Below are 13,915 nucleotides of genomic sequence, written 5' to 3'. Positions count from 1 at the left end.
CCTTGAGAGGGCGCACCCGGCCAGCGTAGCTGCCGGTCCGGTACACGTGTTCCCCGTTTCACGCCGTGGACAGCACGGACCACCCCCCTGTCGTGCACTATCCGCGATCGTTGGCAGACTCCGGTTCGCTCACAAAGAACAGCAGGTTCGCTGACTGAAGTCGGCATGGGCCGATATCGTTCAGCATTGTCGAACCGCATACTTCGGAGGTTGCCCGATGGCACGGACCATCCAGTCGCTGGAGCGCGCCGCCGCGATGCTGCGGCTGCTCGCAGGAGGGGAGCGGCGGCTGGGGCTGTCCGACATCTCCTCCTCCCTGGGACTGGCCAAGGGCACCGCCCACGGGATTCTGCGCACGCTACAGCAGGAGGGGTTCGTCGAACAGGACGCCGTCTCGGGCCGCTATCAGCTGGGCGCGGAGCTGCTGCGGCTGGGCAACAGCTACCTGGACGTGCACGAGCTGCGGGCCCGCGCCCTGGTGTGGACCGACGACCTGGCCCGCTCCAGTGGCGAGGCGGTCTACCTGGGCGTGCTGCACCAGCAGGGCGCGCTGATCGTGCACCACGTCTTCCGCCCGGACGACAGCCGGCAGGTGCTGGAGGTGGGGGCGATGCATCCGCTGCACAGCACGGCGCTGGGCAAGGTGCTCTCCGCGTACGACCCGGTGGCGCACAGCGAGGTGGTCGAGGCGGACCGGGAGGCGTTCACACCGCGCACGGTGACCGGGCTGGGCGACTTCGAGGGCCTGCTGGACCTGACCCGGGCGCGCGGCTGGGCCGCGGACGTGGAGGAGACCTGGGAGGGGGTGGCCTCGGTGGCCGCGCCGATCCACGACCGGCGGCGGATGCCGGTGGGTGCGGTGGGCGTCACGGGCGCGGTGGAGCGGCTGTGCCGCGAGGGCGAACTGCGGCCGGAAATCGTCGCTGCTGTGAGGGATTGCGCACGCGCGGTGTCCCGTGATCTTGGTGCAGGGCGATTCTGACCAGTTTTACCCCTTAAGTTCACCTAAGTTTTTGGCCAACGAACCCTTGACGGGGTTCTTACGGTGAACAAAACTGCCGTTCGTCGGTCGGCATTGTCGAACACCTAACGACAATATTCGCTATGGTGAGCATTGCCGCGGGACCGACCACCGCCCTCTCGGAGGGTGCGGACCACCGGAGGGACCCGGGGTTCGCCTTCCCCTGGACGAAGGACAAAGGAGTCGCGGGTGTCCAGCTCCGACATCTTCATCAGCGAGACCATCGGTACCGCTGTTCTGCTTTTGATGGGTGGCGGCGTCTGCGCCGCCGTCACGTTCAAGCGCTCCAAGGCGTTCAACGCCGGATGGGTCGCCATCACCTTCGGGTGGGGCTTCGCCGTCCTCACGGGTGCCTACATCGCCGCGAAGTCCGGCGCACACCTCAACCCCGCCGTCACGATCGGCCTCGCCATCAAGGGCGGCATCGAGTGGAGCCAGGTGCCGGTCTACCTGGCCGGCGAGCTGCTCGGCGCCATGATCGGCGCGGTGCTGATGTGGATCGTCTACTACGGACAGTTCCGGGCGCATCTGACCGACCCCGAGGTGCTGGCGGACCACTCCAGCGAGGAGGGCCTGGTCGACCCGAAGGCCGCCCCCAAGGCGGGCCCGGTGCTCGGCATCTTCTCCACCGGCCCCGAGATCCGCAACGTCGCACAGAACCTGGCCACCGAGATCATCGCCACCGTCGTGCTGGTGCTCTCGATCCTCACGCTCGGCCTGAGCGACAACGGCAAGGGCGTCGGCGTGATCGGCACGCTGATCGTGGCGCTGGTCGTCGTCGGCATCGGTCTGTCGCTGGGCGGTCCGACCGGTTACGCCATCAACCCGGTCCGCGACCTCGGTCCGCGCATCGTGCACGCGCTGCTGCCGCTGCCGAACAAGGGCGGTTCAGACTGGGGCTACGCCTGGATTCCGGTCGTCGGCCCGCTGATCGGTGGAGCCATCGCCGGAGGCATCTACCAGTTGGCGTTCGCCTGAGCCTCCCGACCGCCCCGCCGCCCGCACAGACTTCTTGGAGCACACCATGAGCGACACCCACAGCACCTCCTCCCACGGCCACGGGACTTCCTCCCACGGCCACGGGCCGTTCATTGCGGCCATCGACCAGGGCACGACCTCCAGCCGCTGCATCGTCTTCGACAAGGACGGCCGGATCGTTTCGGTCGACCAGAAGGAGCACGAGCAGATCTTCCCGAAGCCGGGCTGGGTCGAGCACGACGCCGCGGAGATCTGGACCAACGTCCAGCAGGTCGTCGACAGCGCCGTCGAGAAGGCGGGCATCACCGCCGCCGACGTCAAGGCCATCGGCATCACCAACCAGCGCGAGACCACCGTCCTTTGGGACAAGAACACCGGTGAGCCGGTCCACAACGCCATCGTCTGGCAGGACACCCGCACCGACGCGCTCTGCAAGGAGCTCGGCCGCAACGTCGGCCAGGACCGCTTCCGCCGGGAGACCGGTCTGCCGCTGGCGTCGTACTTCGCCGGCCCGAAGATCCGCTGGCTGCTCGACAACGTCGAGGGCCTGCGCGAGCGCGCCGAGCGCGGCGAGATCCTCTTCGGCACCATGGACTCCTGGGTCATCTGGAACCTCACCGGCGGCGTAAACGGCGGCCACCACGTCACCGACGTCACCAACGCCTCGCGCACCATGCTGATGAACCTGCACACGCTGGCGTGGGACGAGAAGATCCTTGCGTCGATGGACATTCCGGCCGCCGTGCTGCCGGAGATCAGGTCCTCGGCCGAGGTCTACGGCCACACCGCGGGCGGTGTGCTCGCCGGCGTGCCGGTGGCCTCCGCGCTCGGCGACCAGCAGGCCGCGCTCTTCGGCCAGACCTGCTTCGACCAGGGCGAGGCCAAGTCCACGTACGGCACCGGCACCTTCATGCTGATGAACACCGGGCACGAGCCGGTCAACTCCTACAACGGGCTGCTGACGACCGTCGGTTACCGCATCGGCGACGAGCAGACGGTCTACGCCCTGGAAGGCTCCATCGCCGTCACCGGCTCGCTGGTGCAGTGGATGCGCGACCAGATGGGACTCATCAACAGCGCGGCCGAGATCGAGACCCTCGCCAGCACGGTCGAGGACAACGGCGGCGCCTACTTCGTCCCGGCCTTCTCCGGCCTGTTCGCCCCCTACTGGCGCTCGGACGCACGCGGTGTCATCGCGGGCCTGACCCGCTACGTCACCAAGGCGCACATCGCGCGTGCCGTGCTTGAGGCCACCGCCTGGCAGACCCGCGAGATCACCGACGCCATGACCAAGGACTCCGGCGTCGACCTGACCGCGCTCAAGGTCGACGGCGGTATGACCTCCAACAACCTGCTGATGCAGACGATCTCGGACTTCCTGGACGCCCCCGTGGTGCGCCCGATGGTCGCCGAGACCACCTGCCTCGGCGCTGCCTATGCGGCCGGACTGGCCGTCGGCTTCTGGTCCAGCACCGACGAGCTGCGCGCCAACTGGCGCCGGGCCGCCGAATGGACCCCCCGCATGGACGCGGCCACCCGTGACCGCGAATACAAGAGCTGGCTCAAGGCGGTCGAGCGGACCATGGGCTGGCTCGACGACGACGAGAGCTGACGAGGAGCACATCATGAGCACCCTGCAGAGCGTCCCCGCACTGGGGACGCACCCGGCCCACGGTTCGAACGCGAGCCGCGCCGAAACCCGGGAGCAGCTGTCCAAGGCGACGTACGACCTCCTGGTGATCGGCGGCGGCATCCTGGGCATCTCCACTGCCTGGCACGCCGCACAGGCCGGGCTGCGGGTGGCCCTGGTGGACGCCGGCGACTTCGCCGGCGCCACCTCCTCCGCCTCCTCCAAGCTGCTCCACGGCGGTCTGCGCTACCTGCAGACCGGCGCGGTCAAGCTGGTGGCGGAGAACCACTTCGAGCGGCGTACGGTGTCCCGTGAGGTCGCACCGCACCTCGCCAACCCCCTGACCTTCTACCTGCCCGTCTACAAGGGCGGCCCGCACGGCGCGGCCAAGCTCGGCGCGGGCGTCTTCGCCTACTCCGCGCTGTCCGCGTTCGGCGACGGCGTCGGCCACGTCATATCGGCGGCCAAGGCGCAGCGCGACGTGCCCGAGCTGCGTACGGACAACCTCAAGGCCGTGGCCGTGTACGGCGACGACCAGATGAACGACTCCCGGATGGCCCTGATGACCGTCCGTGCGGCGGTCGCCGCCGGCGCCACGGTCCTCAACCACGCCGAGGTCAGCGGTCTGCGCTTCACCCAGGGCCGGGTCACCGGCGCGGAGCTCAAGGACCGGCTGGACGGCCAGGAGTTCGGCGTCAACGCCCGCCTGGTGCTCAACGCCACCGGCCCGTGGGTGGACCACCTGCGCAAGATGGAGGACCCCAACGCGGCCCCCTCCATCCGCCTGTCGAAGGGCGCGCACCTGGTCCTCAAGCGCACCTCCCCCTGGAAGGCGGCGCTGGCGACCCCGATCGACAAGTACCGCATCACCTTCGCCCTCCCCTGGGAGGACATGCTGCTGCTGGGCACCACGGACGAGGAGTACGAGGGCGACCCGGCGGACGTCGCGGTCAACGAGAAGGACACCGCCCAGATCCTGGACGAGGCCGCCTTCTCCATCCGCGACCAGCAGCTGTCCCGTGACCTGATCACCTACTCCTTCGCGGGCCTGCGGGTGCTGCCCGGCGGCCCGGGCGACACCTCCAAGGCCAAGCGCGAGACGGTCGTCACCGAGGGCAGCGGCGGCATGCTGTCGGTCGCCGGCGGCAAGTGGACGACCTTCCGGCACATCGGCCGTACGGTCATGAACAAGCTCGCCGAGCTGCCCGGCCACCCCCTGGCCGACGACATGGAGCCGATCGCGCGGCTGCCGAAGAAGCTGCCGCTGCCCGGTATCGCCAACCCCAACGCGGTCGCGCACCGGCTGCTCGTCGACGGCGGCACGCCGGGCCCGCGGATGGCCCCGGAGACCGCGCGGCACCTGGCCACCCACTACGGCTCGCTGTCCTTCGACATCGCCCGGCTGGCGAACGAGAACCCGGCGCTGGCCGAGCGCATCCACCCGGACGCGCCGGAGATCTGGGCGCAGGTCGCCTACGCCCGGGACAACGAGTGGGCCGAGACGGTCGACGACGTGCTGCGCCGCCGTACGACCCTGATGATCCGCGGTCTGGACACGGAGGACGTCCGGACCAAGGTCAAGGACATGCTGGCGGGCTGACGCCGGCGGCGGGCGGGCACCGGCGGCCGACGGGCGGCCGGTGCCCGCCGCGCGTTGTACGCCGAGTGACGGTGGGGCGGTCCACGGGGCCGCCCCACCGTCGTTTTCGCCTGTCGCCGCAGGTGGGACGGGGTGAGGGGAACCGGCGTGCGGTGACTGTCAGTGGCTGCTGCCATGATGGGCACCGGAAACATCAACGGGGGGATGGCGATGGTTCGTCGACGATGGCGGCGCGCGGGGAAGTGGACGGCCTGGGCGGTCGCCGTGCTGGTCGTACTGCCGGTGACGCTGGCGGTGACGGCGCTGCGCGCCCAGTACGCGGGGGCGGCCGCCCCGGAGACCACGACGCGTGGACGGGACGCCTTCTGGCTCGGGCACGCCTGGGTGGACGGGCGGCGGGACGCCTCCGACGTGGCGGCGCTGCGGCGGCGGATCGAGGGCACCGGAATCCGTGATCTGTACGTGCACGCCGGGCCGTTGGAGCACGACGGCACCCTTCCGCCGGCCCGCAGGGCCTACCCGCGGGCGCGGTGGCTGATCGCCGCGGTGCACCGCGAGCTGCCCTCGGTGCGGGTGCACGCCTGGCTCGGCGACCGGCTGGTGTACGAGAAGGGCAGGCGGGGCGGGCTGCGGCTGGCGGACGCCTCGGCCCGCGCGGCGATCGTGGCCAGCGCCCGGCAGGTGCTCTCGGACGGCTTCGCCGGGGTCCATCTGGACGTGGAGCCGCTGCACTCCGACAACCCCGACTATCTGCGGCTGCTGGACCGGCTCGGGCCCGCCGTCCACGACCGCGGCGGGATCCTGTCCGTGGCGGTCCATCAGATCGATCCGCTTCCGGAGCTGCACAAGGTCACCGGGGCGGTGACCGGCCACCCCAAGTGGATATCCCAGCGGTTCTTCGGCCAGGTGGCCCGCCGCGTCGACCAGATCGCGCTGATGTCGTACGACACCGCCCTGCCGACCGAGGGTCTGTACGGCGGCTATGTGGCGCAGCAGACCCGGCTGGCGCTGGAGGCGACCGGGCCGCGGACCGATCTGCTGATGGGGCTGCCGTTCTTCCACACCGATGACATGGGCCATCACGCGTCGGCGGAGACGGTGCGGGCCGCGGTCCGGGGTGTACGCCTGGGGCTGAGCCGCGAGGATCCGGGCCGCCGGCGGTTCGGTACGGCGCTGTACGTCGACTTCACGGCCACGGACGAGGACTGGGCGGCGTACGAGAGCGGCTGGGGACGGCGCGGCAGGCCATAATGGGCCAGACATCGGATGTCTGAGCGGGATATCCGGGCGGTCGTCCGCAAAGGCGCCCGTGCGGACGCCCGTGCGGAGACGAACGGGGAGGTCGGCATGGCGGTCACCGACGAGGCCATCGAGAAGATCAAGGGAATGATCGTCTCCGGCGCGCTGCGGCCCGGTGAGCGGCTGCCGAAGGAGAGCGAGCTGGCGGCCGAGCTGGGGCTGTCCCGCAACTCGCTGCGCGAGGCGGTGCGCGCGCTCTCCCTCATCCGCATCCTGGACGTCCGCCAGGGCGACGGCACCTACGTCACCAGCCTCGATCCGCAACTCCTGCTGGAGGCGATGAGTTTCGTGGTGGACTTCCACCGCGACGACACGGTGCTGGAGTTCCTCGCCGTCCGCCGGATCCTGGAGCCGGCCGCCACGGCGATGGCGGCCGTCCGGATCGCGACGGAGGAACTGGACGTGCTCCAGGGCCAGTTGGACGCGCTGGGGCCGGACCCTTCGGTCGAGGACCTGGTCGCCTGCGATCTGGAGTTCCACCGCGGGATCGTCGCGGCGTCCGGCAACTCCGTGCTCTGCTCGCTGCTGGACGGGCTGTCGGGGCCGACCACCCGGGCCAGGATCTGGCGCGGGCTGACCCAGAAGGACGCGGTGGCCCGCACCCTCACCGAGCACCGCGCCATCCTCGGCGCGCTGCGCGACCGGGACGCGGAGGCGGCGCGGGCCTGGGCCACGGTGCATATCGCCAGCGTGGAGCAGTGGCTGCGGGCGTCCCTGTGACCGGCGACCGACGCGGGGGCCGGGCGCCCGGCCCGCAGAGTCCGCCCGGCCCCGCCCGGTCCGCACGGCATGCCGGGCCGTGTCAGACCGCGAATCCCCCGTCCACCGCGATCGACGCACCCGTGATGTAGCGCCCGCCGTCGCCCGCCAGATGGGCCACGGTCGCCGCGACGTCCTCGGCCCGGCCGTAGGCGCCCAGCGCGGTCAGTTGGGCCTGCAGCTCCGCGCTGTCGCCGTCGGCCGGGTTCATGTCGGTGTCGATGGGGCCGGGGTGCACGAGGTTCGCGGTGATGCCCCGCGGACCCAGCTCCTTGGCCAGGGTCTTGGTCAGGCCGGTGAGCGCGGCCTTGCTGGTGGCGTAGAGGGTGCCGCCGGGGAAGGCGACCCGCTCCGCCATGCAGCTGCCGATGGAGATGATCCGCCCGCCCTCGGCCAGATGCGCGGCCGCGGCCTGCGCCGCGAGGAACGGCGCCCGGACGTTGGTGCGCAGCACCCGGTCGACGTCCTCCAGCGAGATCCGCTCGAACGGCCCGAGCACCCCGACCCCCGCGTTGTTCACCAGGATGTCCAGCCGCCCGAACCGCTCGACGGCGCCGGCCACCGAGGCCCGCACCTCCTCCGGGTCACCGCTGTCGGCCCGTACCGCCCATGCCTGCCCGCCGGACCGCTCGATCTCCTTGACGACCTGTTCGGCCCGGTCGGCCCGGCTCACATACGTCAGGGCCACGGCCGCCCCGTCGGCGGCCAGCCGCAGCGCGATCGCCTCGCCGATGCCCCGGCTGCCGCCGGTCACCAGCGCCACCTTGCCGGTCAGCGGCCGGCTGCCGCCCTGCGCCGCCGCGGTCTTCGTCGGCGTCCTCACATGCCCCGTCATCGTCGTCACCCGTCGCCTTCGTCTCGGTCGGTGGAGTCGCCGGCGCCCGTGGACCCGCAGGTCCGCCGGGGCGCCGCGCTCTCCGGTACGACTCGATCCTGCGGCCCGGCCGGAGCCGAGGCCGGCGGAATCCGGACGGCGACCCGACGGCTCGCGGCACCCTGCTTCCCGCGCCCCGGCCGCGGGAAGACGCCCCCTATGCCTCCGCCACCCCGTACACCCGCCCCGCCGTCCCCCCGAAGACCGCCGAGCGCGCCGCCGCGTCGAGCCGGCAGGTGGCCGACTCCGCGAGCGCGAGGACGTCCTCGTAGCCGGCGGCCAGCGTGCAGACCGGCCAGTCGGAGCCGAACATCACCCGGTCGGGCCCGAACGCCTCCAGCACATGCCGGGCGTAGGGCAGGATCTGCTGCGGCCGCCAGGCGTCCCAGTCGGCCTCGGTGACCAGCCCGGACAGTTTGCAGGCGACGTTCGGCAGCGCGGCCAGCGCGCCGATCGCCTCCGCCCACGGCTGCCACTCCCCCCGCGCCACGGCCGGTTTGGCGGCATGGTCCAGGACGAAGGACAGCTGCGGCAGCGCGCGTACGGCGGTGTGCGCGGCCGGCAGCTCGCGCGGGGTGACCAGCAGGTCGTAGACGAGTCCGGCGTCGGCCAGCACGCCCAGGCCGCGCAGCACGTCGGGGCGGGTCAGCCAGTCGGGGTCCGGTTCGTCCTGCACCTGGTGGCGGATGCCGACCAGACCGGCGGGCGGCGCCGCGAGGACCTCGCCGAGCGCCGGATCGGTCAGATCGGCCCAGCCGACGACGCCCGCCACCGGCCCCTGCTCCGCCCCGATGGCGAGCAGTTCGGCGGTCTCCTCGTACGAGGACGACGACTGGACCAGGATGGTGCCGGCGACGCCGTGCTCGGTCAGATGCGGGGTGAGATCGCCGAGCGCGTAGCTGCGGCGGATCGGGTCGGCCCAGGGCCCGTCCATCCACGGCTGCTCGCGCCGGGTGAGGTCCCACAGGTGGTGATGGGCGTCGATACGCATCAGGGGCGGGCTCCGAGGTCGGCGTCACTCGTTCAGGGGAAGCGGCAGATCCGGGTCGAGCAGGCCGCGGGCGACGAGCGTATGCCACAGCTCGTCGGGGATCTCCCGGGTGAACAGGTCGGCGTTCTCGGCCGTCTCCCGGGGTGTGGCGGCGCCGACGACGGCCGCGGCCACGGCGCGGTGCCCGAAGGGGAAGCGGAGCGCGGCGGCCTTCAGCGGTACCCCGAACCGGTCGCAGACCGCGGCCAGTCGACGTGCCCGGTCGAGCAGCCGGGCGGGCGCGGGGGCGTAGTCGTACGGCGCGCCGGGCGACGGGTCGGCGAGCAGCCCGGAGTTGTAGACCCCGCCGACGACCACCGAGGTGCCGCGGTGTGCGCACACCGGCAGCAGATCGTCGAGGGCGGTGCGCTCCAGCAGCGTCCAGCGGCCGGCGCAGAGCACCACGTCCACATCGAGGTCGGCGACCAGGCGGGCCAGCACTCCGCTGTGGTTCATGCCGAACCCGATGGCGCGCACGGTCCCCTGCGCACGCAGCTCGGCGAGGGCCGGGAAGCCGGTCTCGTACACCTCGCGCAGATGGTCCTCGACGTCGTGCAGATAGACGATGTCGACGGTGTCCACGCCGAGCCGCTCCAGGGACGCCTCCAGCGTGGTGCGGATGCCGTCCCGGGTGAAGTCCCGTACGCGGGCGCGGGCGGGGGTGTCGACGAAGCCCTCGCCGTCCGTCTCCTCGCCCGGCGCGAGCGGCCGCAGCCGGCGGCCGACCTTGGTGGAGAGGGTGTACGAGGCGCGGTCGTGGCCCCGTAGCACCCGGCCGAGCCGCTCCTCGGACAGGCCGAGGCCGTAGTGGGGCGCGGTGTCGAAGTAGCGGGCGCCGGCGGCGAGGGCGGTGTGTACGACGTCCTGCGCCTGCTGCTCCGGGATGGCGCGGTAGAGGTTGCCGAGCGGGGCGCAGCCCAGGCCCAGGGGCGGGACGCGGACGCCGGAGTGCCCCAGCTCCCTCGGCCCGTGCGGTGGCAGCGCCATGCGAGTCGCCCCTCAGTCCTGCTTCTCGCCGCCGGTGAAGCGGGAGATGACCAGCGCGACGATGATGATCATGCCGTTGAGGAACTGGGTCCACAGCGGGGGCACACCGCCCAGCGTCATGACGTTGATGACGAGTTGAAGGGTCAGCACGCCCGTCAGCGCGCCGAAGAGGGTGCCCCGGCCGCCCTTGAGGCTGATGCCGCCGATCACCGCGGCGGCGAACACCTGGAAGATCCAGCCGTTGCCCTGGCTCGCGGAGACCGCGCCGTAGTGCCCGGTGTAGAGGATGCCGGCGAAGGCGGCGAGCACCCCGCCGACGGCCAGCACGATCCAGGTGATCCGGTCCACCCGTACGCCGGCCGCGCGGGCCGCCTCCGGGTTGCCGCCGATCGCGTACAGCGCCCGGCCGTGCCGGAGGTAGCCCAGGGCCGCGCCGCCGAGCGCGAAGAGGGCCAGGCAGATCCAGACCGCGGCCGGGACGCCCAGCCAGTCGGCCTTGCCCAGGTAGGCGAAGGACTCCGGGACGTCGCCGATCGACCGGCCCTCGGAGATGCCCACTTGCAGACCGCGCAGCATGGTGAGCATGCCGAGGGTGGCGATGAATCCGTTGACCCTGAGGGTGAGGATGAGGAAGCCGTTGACGGCGCCGACCGCCGCGCCCACGGCCAGGCACAGCGGGATCGCCGTCCAGGCGGGGAGCAGCCCCAGCCCGGCGAACCGGGCGCCGTGCGCGGGCATCACCAGCCACAGCGCGAGCACCGGCGCCAGGCCGATGGTGGACTCCAGCGACAGGTCCATCCGCCCGCTGATCAGGATCAGCGCCTCGCCGAGCACCAGCAGGCCCAGCTCCGTGGACTGCTGGACGACGCCGACGAGGTTGTCCCGGGTCAGGAACGCCGGCGAGACGATGAAGCCGATGACGCCCAGTACGAAGATCACCGGCACCAGGGAGAGGTCCCGCCAGCGGGCCGGATCGATCCGGGGCCGGCGGCGCACCGGCGCGGTGTCCAGCACGTCGTCGGCCGGAGGCGAGGCGGTCTCGGTCATGGCGCGGTCCCTTCGGTCTCCTCGGTGGTGCCGTCCTCGGTGGTGCCGTCCTCGGTGGTGCCGTCCTCGGTGGTGCCGTCCTCGGTGGTCCGCCGGCCGCCGTCGCCCCGTACGCCCTCCATGGCGGCGACCAGTTCGTGGTCGTGCCAGCCGCGGCCGAACTCGGCGGTCACCCGGCCGCGGAACACGGCCAGCACCCGGTCGCAGACCCGCAGATCGTCCAGCTCGTCGGAGACCAGCAGGGCGCCGCTGCCGCCGTCCGCGACCTCCCGTACGACGCCCAGCAGCGCGTCCTTGGACTTGACGTCCACCCCGTTGGTGGGCCGGACGGCGACCAGCACCGCCGGGTCGCGGGCCAGCGCACGGGCGATCACGACCTTCTGCTGGTTGCCGCCGGAGAGCCCGGACACCGACTGGCCGGGGCCGGTCGTCCTGATGTCCAGCGAGGCGATCATCCGGCGGGCGAACTCGCGGGTCCTGGAGGGCAGTACGGTTCCCAGCGGCCCCAGCTGGTCGGCGACGGTCAGGGTGGCGTTCTCGGCGACGCTGCGCCCCGGGACGAGGCCCTCGCGGTGCCGGTCCTCGGGGACGTAGCCGATGCCCGCGTCGAGGGCGTGCGGCACGCTGCCCGTACGGACCGGGCGTCCGCGCACCGCGATCCGTCCGGCGTCGGGGGCCCGCAGCCCGGCCAGGGTCTCGCCGATCGCGGTGTTCCCGCCGGCCGCGGCGCCCGCGAGCCCGACCACCTCGCCGGCCCGTACGGTCAGGTCCAGCGGCGCGAAGTGCCCCTCCAGCGCGAGCCCTTCGGTGCGCAGCACCGGCTCCCCGGCACCGCGCCCGGCCGTCCGCGGCCGGCGCGCCGCGCCCGCGGCCTCTCCGGTCATCGCCGCCACCAGCTCGTCCTTCGCCAGGTGCCGGACCGGCGCGGTCAGCACATGCCGGGCGTCGCGGAGGACGGTGACCGTGTCGCACAGCTCGTAGACCTCCTGCAGATGGTGCGAGATGAACACGAAGGCCACCCCCTGGGCGCGCAGGGAGCGCAGCTTGCCGAAGAGGCGGTCGATGCCGCCGGCGTCGAGGCGGGCGGTGGGCTCGTCGAGGACGATCAGCCGGGCGCCGAAGGACAGCGCACGGGCGAGCTCCACGAACTGCCGCTGCTCGACGTCCAGTTCACGGATCCGGGCGGCCGGGTCGGCCGCCACGCCGTACTCGGCGAGCAGCCGGCCGGCCCGCTCGCGCAGCGCCCGCCAGCGGATGATCCGCTCGCCCTGATAGCGGCCCAGGTAGAGGTTCTCCGCGACGGTCAGGTCCGGCACGGTCATCGACTTCTGGTAGACGCAGGCGACCTCGCGCCGCCAGGCGGCGGTGTCGCCCCAGCCGGGCGCCGGGCGGCCGCCGAAGGTGACCTGCCCGGCGTCCGGTCGCCGCATGCCGGTCAGCACGGACACCAGGGTGGACTTGCCGGCGCCGTTGCGGCCGACGAGGGCGTGCGCCTCGCCGGGCCGTACGGTCAGGTGGGCGCCGTCGAGGGCGACGGTGGGGCCGTAGCGCTTGACGATCCCCTCGGCGTGCAGAGCCGCCGGCCGGTCATGGGTCGCGGCGGCCACTACTTCTTCTTCTCCAGCTGATTGGCCCACAGCTTCTCGTCGTCGACGTTGTCCTTGGTGACCAGGGGTGCCGGCAGCTGGTCCTCCAGACCGTTCTCGATCCTCACGATGGTGGAGCCGTGGCCGGTCGGTCCCGGCGTGAAGGTCTTCCCCCGCAGCCCGGCCCTGGCGTAGTACAGCGCGTACTTGGCGTAGAGGTCGGCGGGCTGGGAGAGGGTGGCGTCGATCGTGCCGGCGCGGATCGCGTCCAGCTCGTCCGGTATGCCGTCGTTGGAGACGATGGTGATGTGCCCGTCGGTGCCGGCCGGCTTCAGGAGCTTCTTCTGCTCCAGGAGGGCGAGGACCGGCTTGAGGAAGGCGCCGCCGGCCTGGAGGTAGACGCCGTCGATGTCGGGGTGCTGGGCGAGCAGGCTCTGGAGCTTGGCGGAGGCGACCTCGCCCTTCCAGTCGGTGGCCAGCTCATGCACGGCGATCCCGGGGAACTTCCGCTTCATACAGGACGCGAACGCCGCGGAGCGGTCCCGTCCGTTGATGGAGCTGAGGTCGCCCTGGAGTTCGGCGACCCGGCCCTTGCCGCCGAGCCGCCTGCCGAGGTACTCGCAGGACTTCTCCCCGTAGGCGCGGTTGTCGGCGCGGACGACCATGTAGACCCTGCCCTCGTCGGGGCGGGTGTCCACGCTCACCACGGGGATCTTCTTCTCCTCCAGGCGCCGCAGTTCGGCGGTGATGGCGCCGGTGTCCTGCGGGGCCATCACGATCGCCTCGGCGCCCTGGTCGGTCAGCGCCTGGACGTTGGAGACGACCTTGGCGATGTCGTTCTGCGAGTTGGACAGCGGCAGCGCGGCCGGGCCGCCGTGGTCCAGGTCCTCTTCGAGGTACTGCTGGTAGGAGTTCCAGAAGTCGGTGTCGGTACGGGGCAGGTCGATGCCGATCCTGCCGCCCGCGGTGTCGGCGCCGCGGTTGCAGCCGGCGAGTGCGGCGGTGGCCAGCAGCGCGGCAGCGGCCGCCGCGCCGGTCGTACGCAGTCTCATGGGTGCTCCCTCGCTCGTGGTGGGCGCTTCCCCCGGCCCCGGGGTGCGGGGC

12 protein-coding genes are annotated in these 13,915 nt (G+C 72.1%); 6 read left to right on the top strand and 6 right to left on the bottom strand.

The features are described 5' to 3' along the window. The first annotated feature begins 217 nt into the window (after positions 1–217). The 6 genes from ACZ4NB_RS20645 (at position 218) to ACZ4NB_RS20620 (ending at position 7,248) form a co-directional block, all read left to right on the top strand. Positions 218–982 carry an IclR family transcriptional regulator gene (locus ACZ4NB_RS20645; RefSeq protein ID WP_393494469.1) on the top strand — a complete coding sequence of 255 codons (765 nt, stop codon included), beginning with the start codon at positions 218–220 and terminating at the stop codon, positions 980–982. Between the two features lie 228 nt (positions 983–1,210). Further along, positions 1,211–1,999, top strand: coding sequence for an MIP/aquaporin family protein (locus ACZ4NB_RS20640; RefSeq protein ID WP_467663467.1), 789 nt, complete (start codon positions 1,211–1,213; stop codon positions 1,997–1,999). Positions 2,000–2,045: 46 nt separating this feature from the next. Beyond that, a complete protein-coding gene (gene glpK / locus ACZ4NB_RS20635) occupies positions 2,046–3,611 on the top strand; it encodes a glycerol kinase GlpK (protein WP_467663466.1) in 1,566 nt (521 codons plus the stop codon). Between the two features lie 13 nt (positions 3,612–3,624). Further along, positions 3,625–5,229, top strand: a complete 1,605-nt coding sequence (locus ACZ4NB_RS20630; RefSeq protein WP_467663464.1) for a glycerol-3-phosphate dehydrogenase/oxidase — start codon at positions 3,625–3,627, stop codon at positions 5,227–5,229. 210 nt (positions 5,230–5,439) lie between these two features. Continuing rightward, positions 5,440–6,480, top strand: a complete 1,041-nt coding sequence (locus ACZ4NB_RS20625; RefSeq protein ID WP_467663462.1) for a glycoside hydrolase family 18 protein — start codon at positions 5,440–5,442, stop codon at positions 6,478–6,480. A 96-nt stretch (positions 6,481–6,576) separates the two neighbouring features. Continuing rightward, positions 6,577–7,248 carry a FadR/GntR family transcriptional regulator gene (locus tag ACZ4NB_RS20620; protein ID WP_467663686.1) on the top strand — a complete coding sequence of 224 codons (672 nt, stop codon included), beginning with the start codon at positions 6,577–6,579 and terminating at the stop codon, positions 7,246–7,248. 82 nt (positions 7,249–7,330) lie between these two features. On the opposite strand, the gene ACZ4NB_RS20615 is transcribed toward ACZ4NB_RS20620, so the two are convergent. The 6 genes from ACZ4NB_RS20615 to ACZ4NB_RS20590 all read right to left on the bottom strand — a co-directional run bounded on the left by ACZ4NB_RS20615 (position 7,331) and on the right by ACZ4NB_RS20590 (position 13,863). Continuing rightward, entirely contained in the window at positions 7,331–8,122 is a 792-nt protein-coding gene (locus tag ACZ4NB_RS20615) for a 3-oxoacyl-ACP reductase family protein (protein WP_467663684.1), read from the bottom strand. A gap of 196 nt (positions 8,123–8,318) precedes the next feature. After that, entirely contained in the window at positions 8,319–9,152 is an 834-nt protein-coding gene (locus ACZ4NB_RS20610; RefSeq protein ID WP_467663460.1) for an amidohydrolase family protein, read from the bottom strand. Positions 9,153–9,176: 24 nt separating this feature from the next. Continuing rightward, entirely contained in the window at positions 9,177–10,178 is a 1,002-nt protein-coding gene (locus ACZ4NB_RS20605) for an aldo/keto reductase (protein ID WP_467663458.1), read from the bottom strand. Positions 10,179–10,190: 12 nt separating this feature from the next. After that, positions 10,191–11,225, bottom strand: coding sequence for an ABC transporter permease (locus ACZ4NB_RS20600; RefSeq protein WP_467663456.1), 1,035 nt, complete (start codon positions 11,223–11,225; stop codon positions 10,191–10,193). Then, positions 11,222–12,832 carry a sugar ABC transporter ATP-binding protein gene (locus tag ACZ4NB_RS20595; protein WP_467663454.1) on the bottom strand — a complete coding sequence of 537 codons (1,611 nt, stop codon included), beginning with the start codon at positions 12,830–12,832 and terminating at the stop codon, positions 11,222–11,224. The genes ACZ4NB_RS20600 and ACZ4NB_RS20595 overlap by 4 nt, the downstream gene beginning before the upstream one ends. Then, positions 12,832–13,863: a sugar ABC transporter substrate-binding protein gene (locus ACZ4NB_RS20590; RefSeq protein WP_467663452.1), complete on the bottom strand. Its 1,032-nt coding sequence runs from the start codon at positions 13,861–13,863 to the stop codon at positions 12,832–12,834. The genes ACZ4NB_RS20595 and ACZ4NB_RS20590 overlap by 1 nt, the downstream gene beginning before the upstream one ends. Positions 13,864–13,915 lie beyond the last annotated feature (52 nt).

The organism is Streptomyces sp. NPDC026575, assembly GCF_055567415.1.
This window is presented reverse-complemented; position numbering and strand designations above follow the sequence as displayed.

What these genes read in the sequence shown, in the direction of transcription:
- ACZ4NB_RS20600 (WP_467663456.1), bottom strand. Translation starts at nt 11,225, where the DNA reads ATGACCGAGACCGCCTCGCCTCCGGCCGACGACGTGCTGGACACCGCG.
- ACZ4NB_RS20620 (WP_467663686.1), top strand. Translation starts at nt 6,577, where the DNA reads ATGGCGGTCACCGACGAGGCCATCGAGAAGATCAAGGGAATGATCGTC.
- ACZ4NB_RS20610 (WP_467663460.1), bottom strand. Translation starts at nt 9,152, where the DNA reads ATGCGTATCGACGCCCATCACCACCTGTGGGACCTCACCCGGCGCGAG.
- ACZ4NB_RS20605 (WP_467663458.1), bottom strand. Translation starts at nt 10,178, where the DNA reads ATGGCGCTGCCACCGCACGGGCCGAGGGAGCTGGGGCACTCCGGCGTC.
- glpK (WP_467663466.1), top strand. Translation starts at nt 2,046, where the DNA reads ATGAGCGACACCCACAGCACCTCCTCCCACGGCCACGGGACTTCCTCC.
- ACZ4NB_RS20645 (WP_393494469.1), top strand. Translation starts at nt 218, where the DNA reads ATGGCACGGACCATCCAGTCGCTGGAGCGCGCCGCCGCGATGCTGCGG.
- ACZ4NB_RS20590 (WP_467663452.1), bottom strand. Translation starts at nt 13,863, where the DNA reads ATGAGACTGCGTACGACCGGCGCGGCGGCCGCTGCCGCGCTGCTGGCC.
- ACZ4NB_RS20615 (WP_467663684.1), bottom strand. Translation starts at nt 8,122, where the DNA reads ATGACGGGGCATGTGAGGACGCCGACGAAGACCGCGGCGGCGCAGGGC.
- ACZ4NB_RS20630 (WP_467663464.1), top strand. Translation starts at nt 3,625, where the DNA reads ATGAGCACCCTGCAGAGCGTCCCCGCACTGGGGACGCACCCGGCCCAC.
- ACZ4NB_RS20625 (WP_467663462.1), top strand. Translation starts at nt 5,440, where the DNA reads ATGGTTCGTCGACGATGGCGGCGCGCGGGGAAGTGGACGGCCTGGGCG.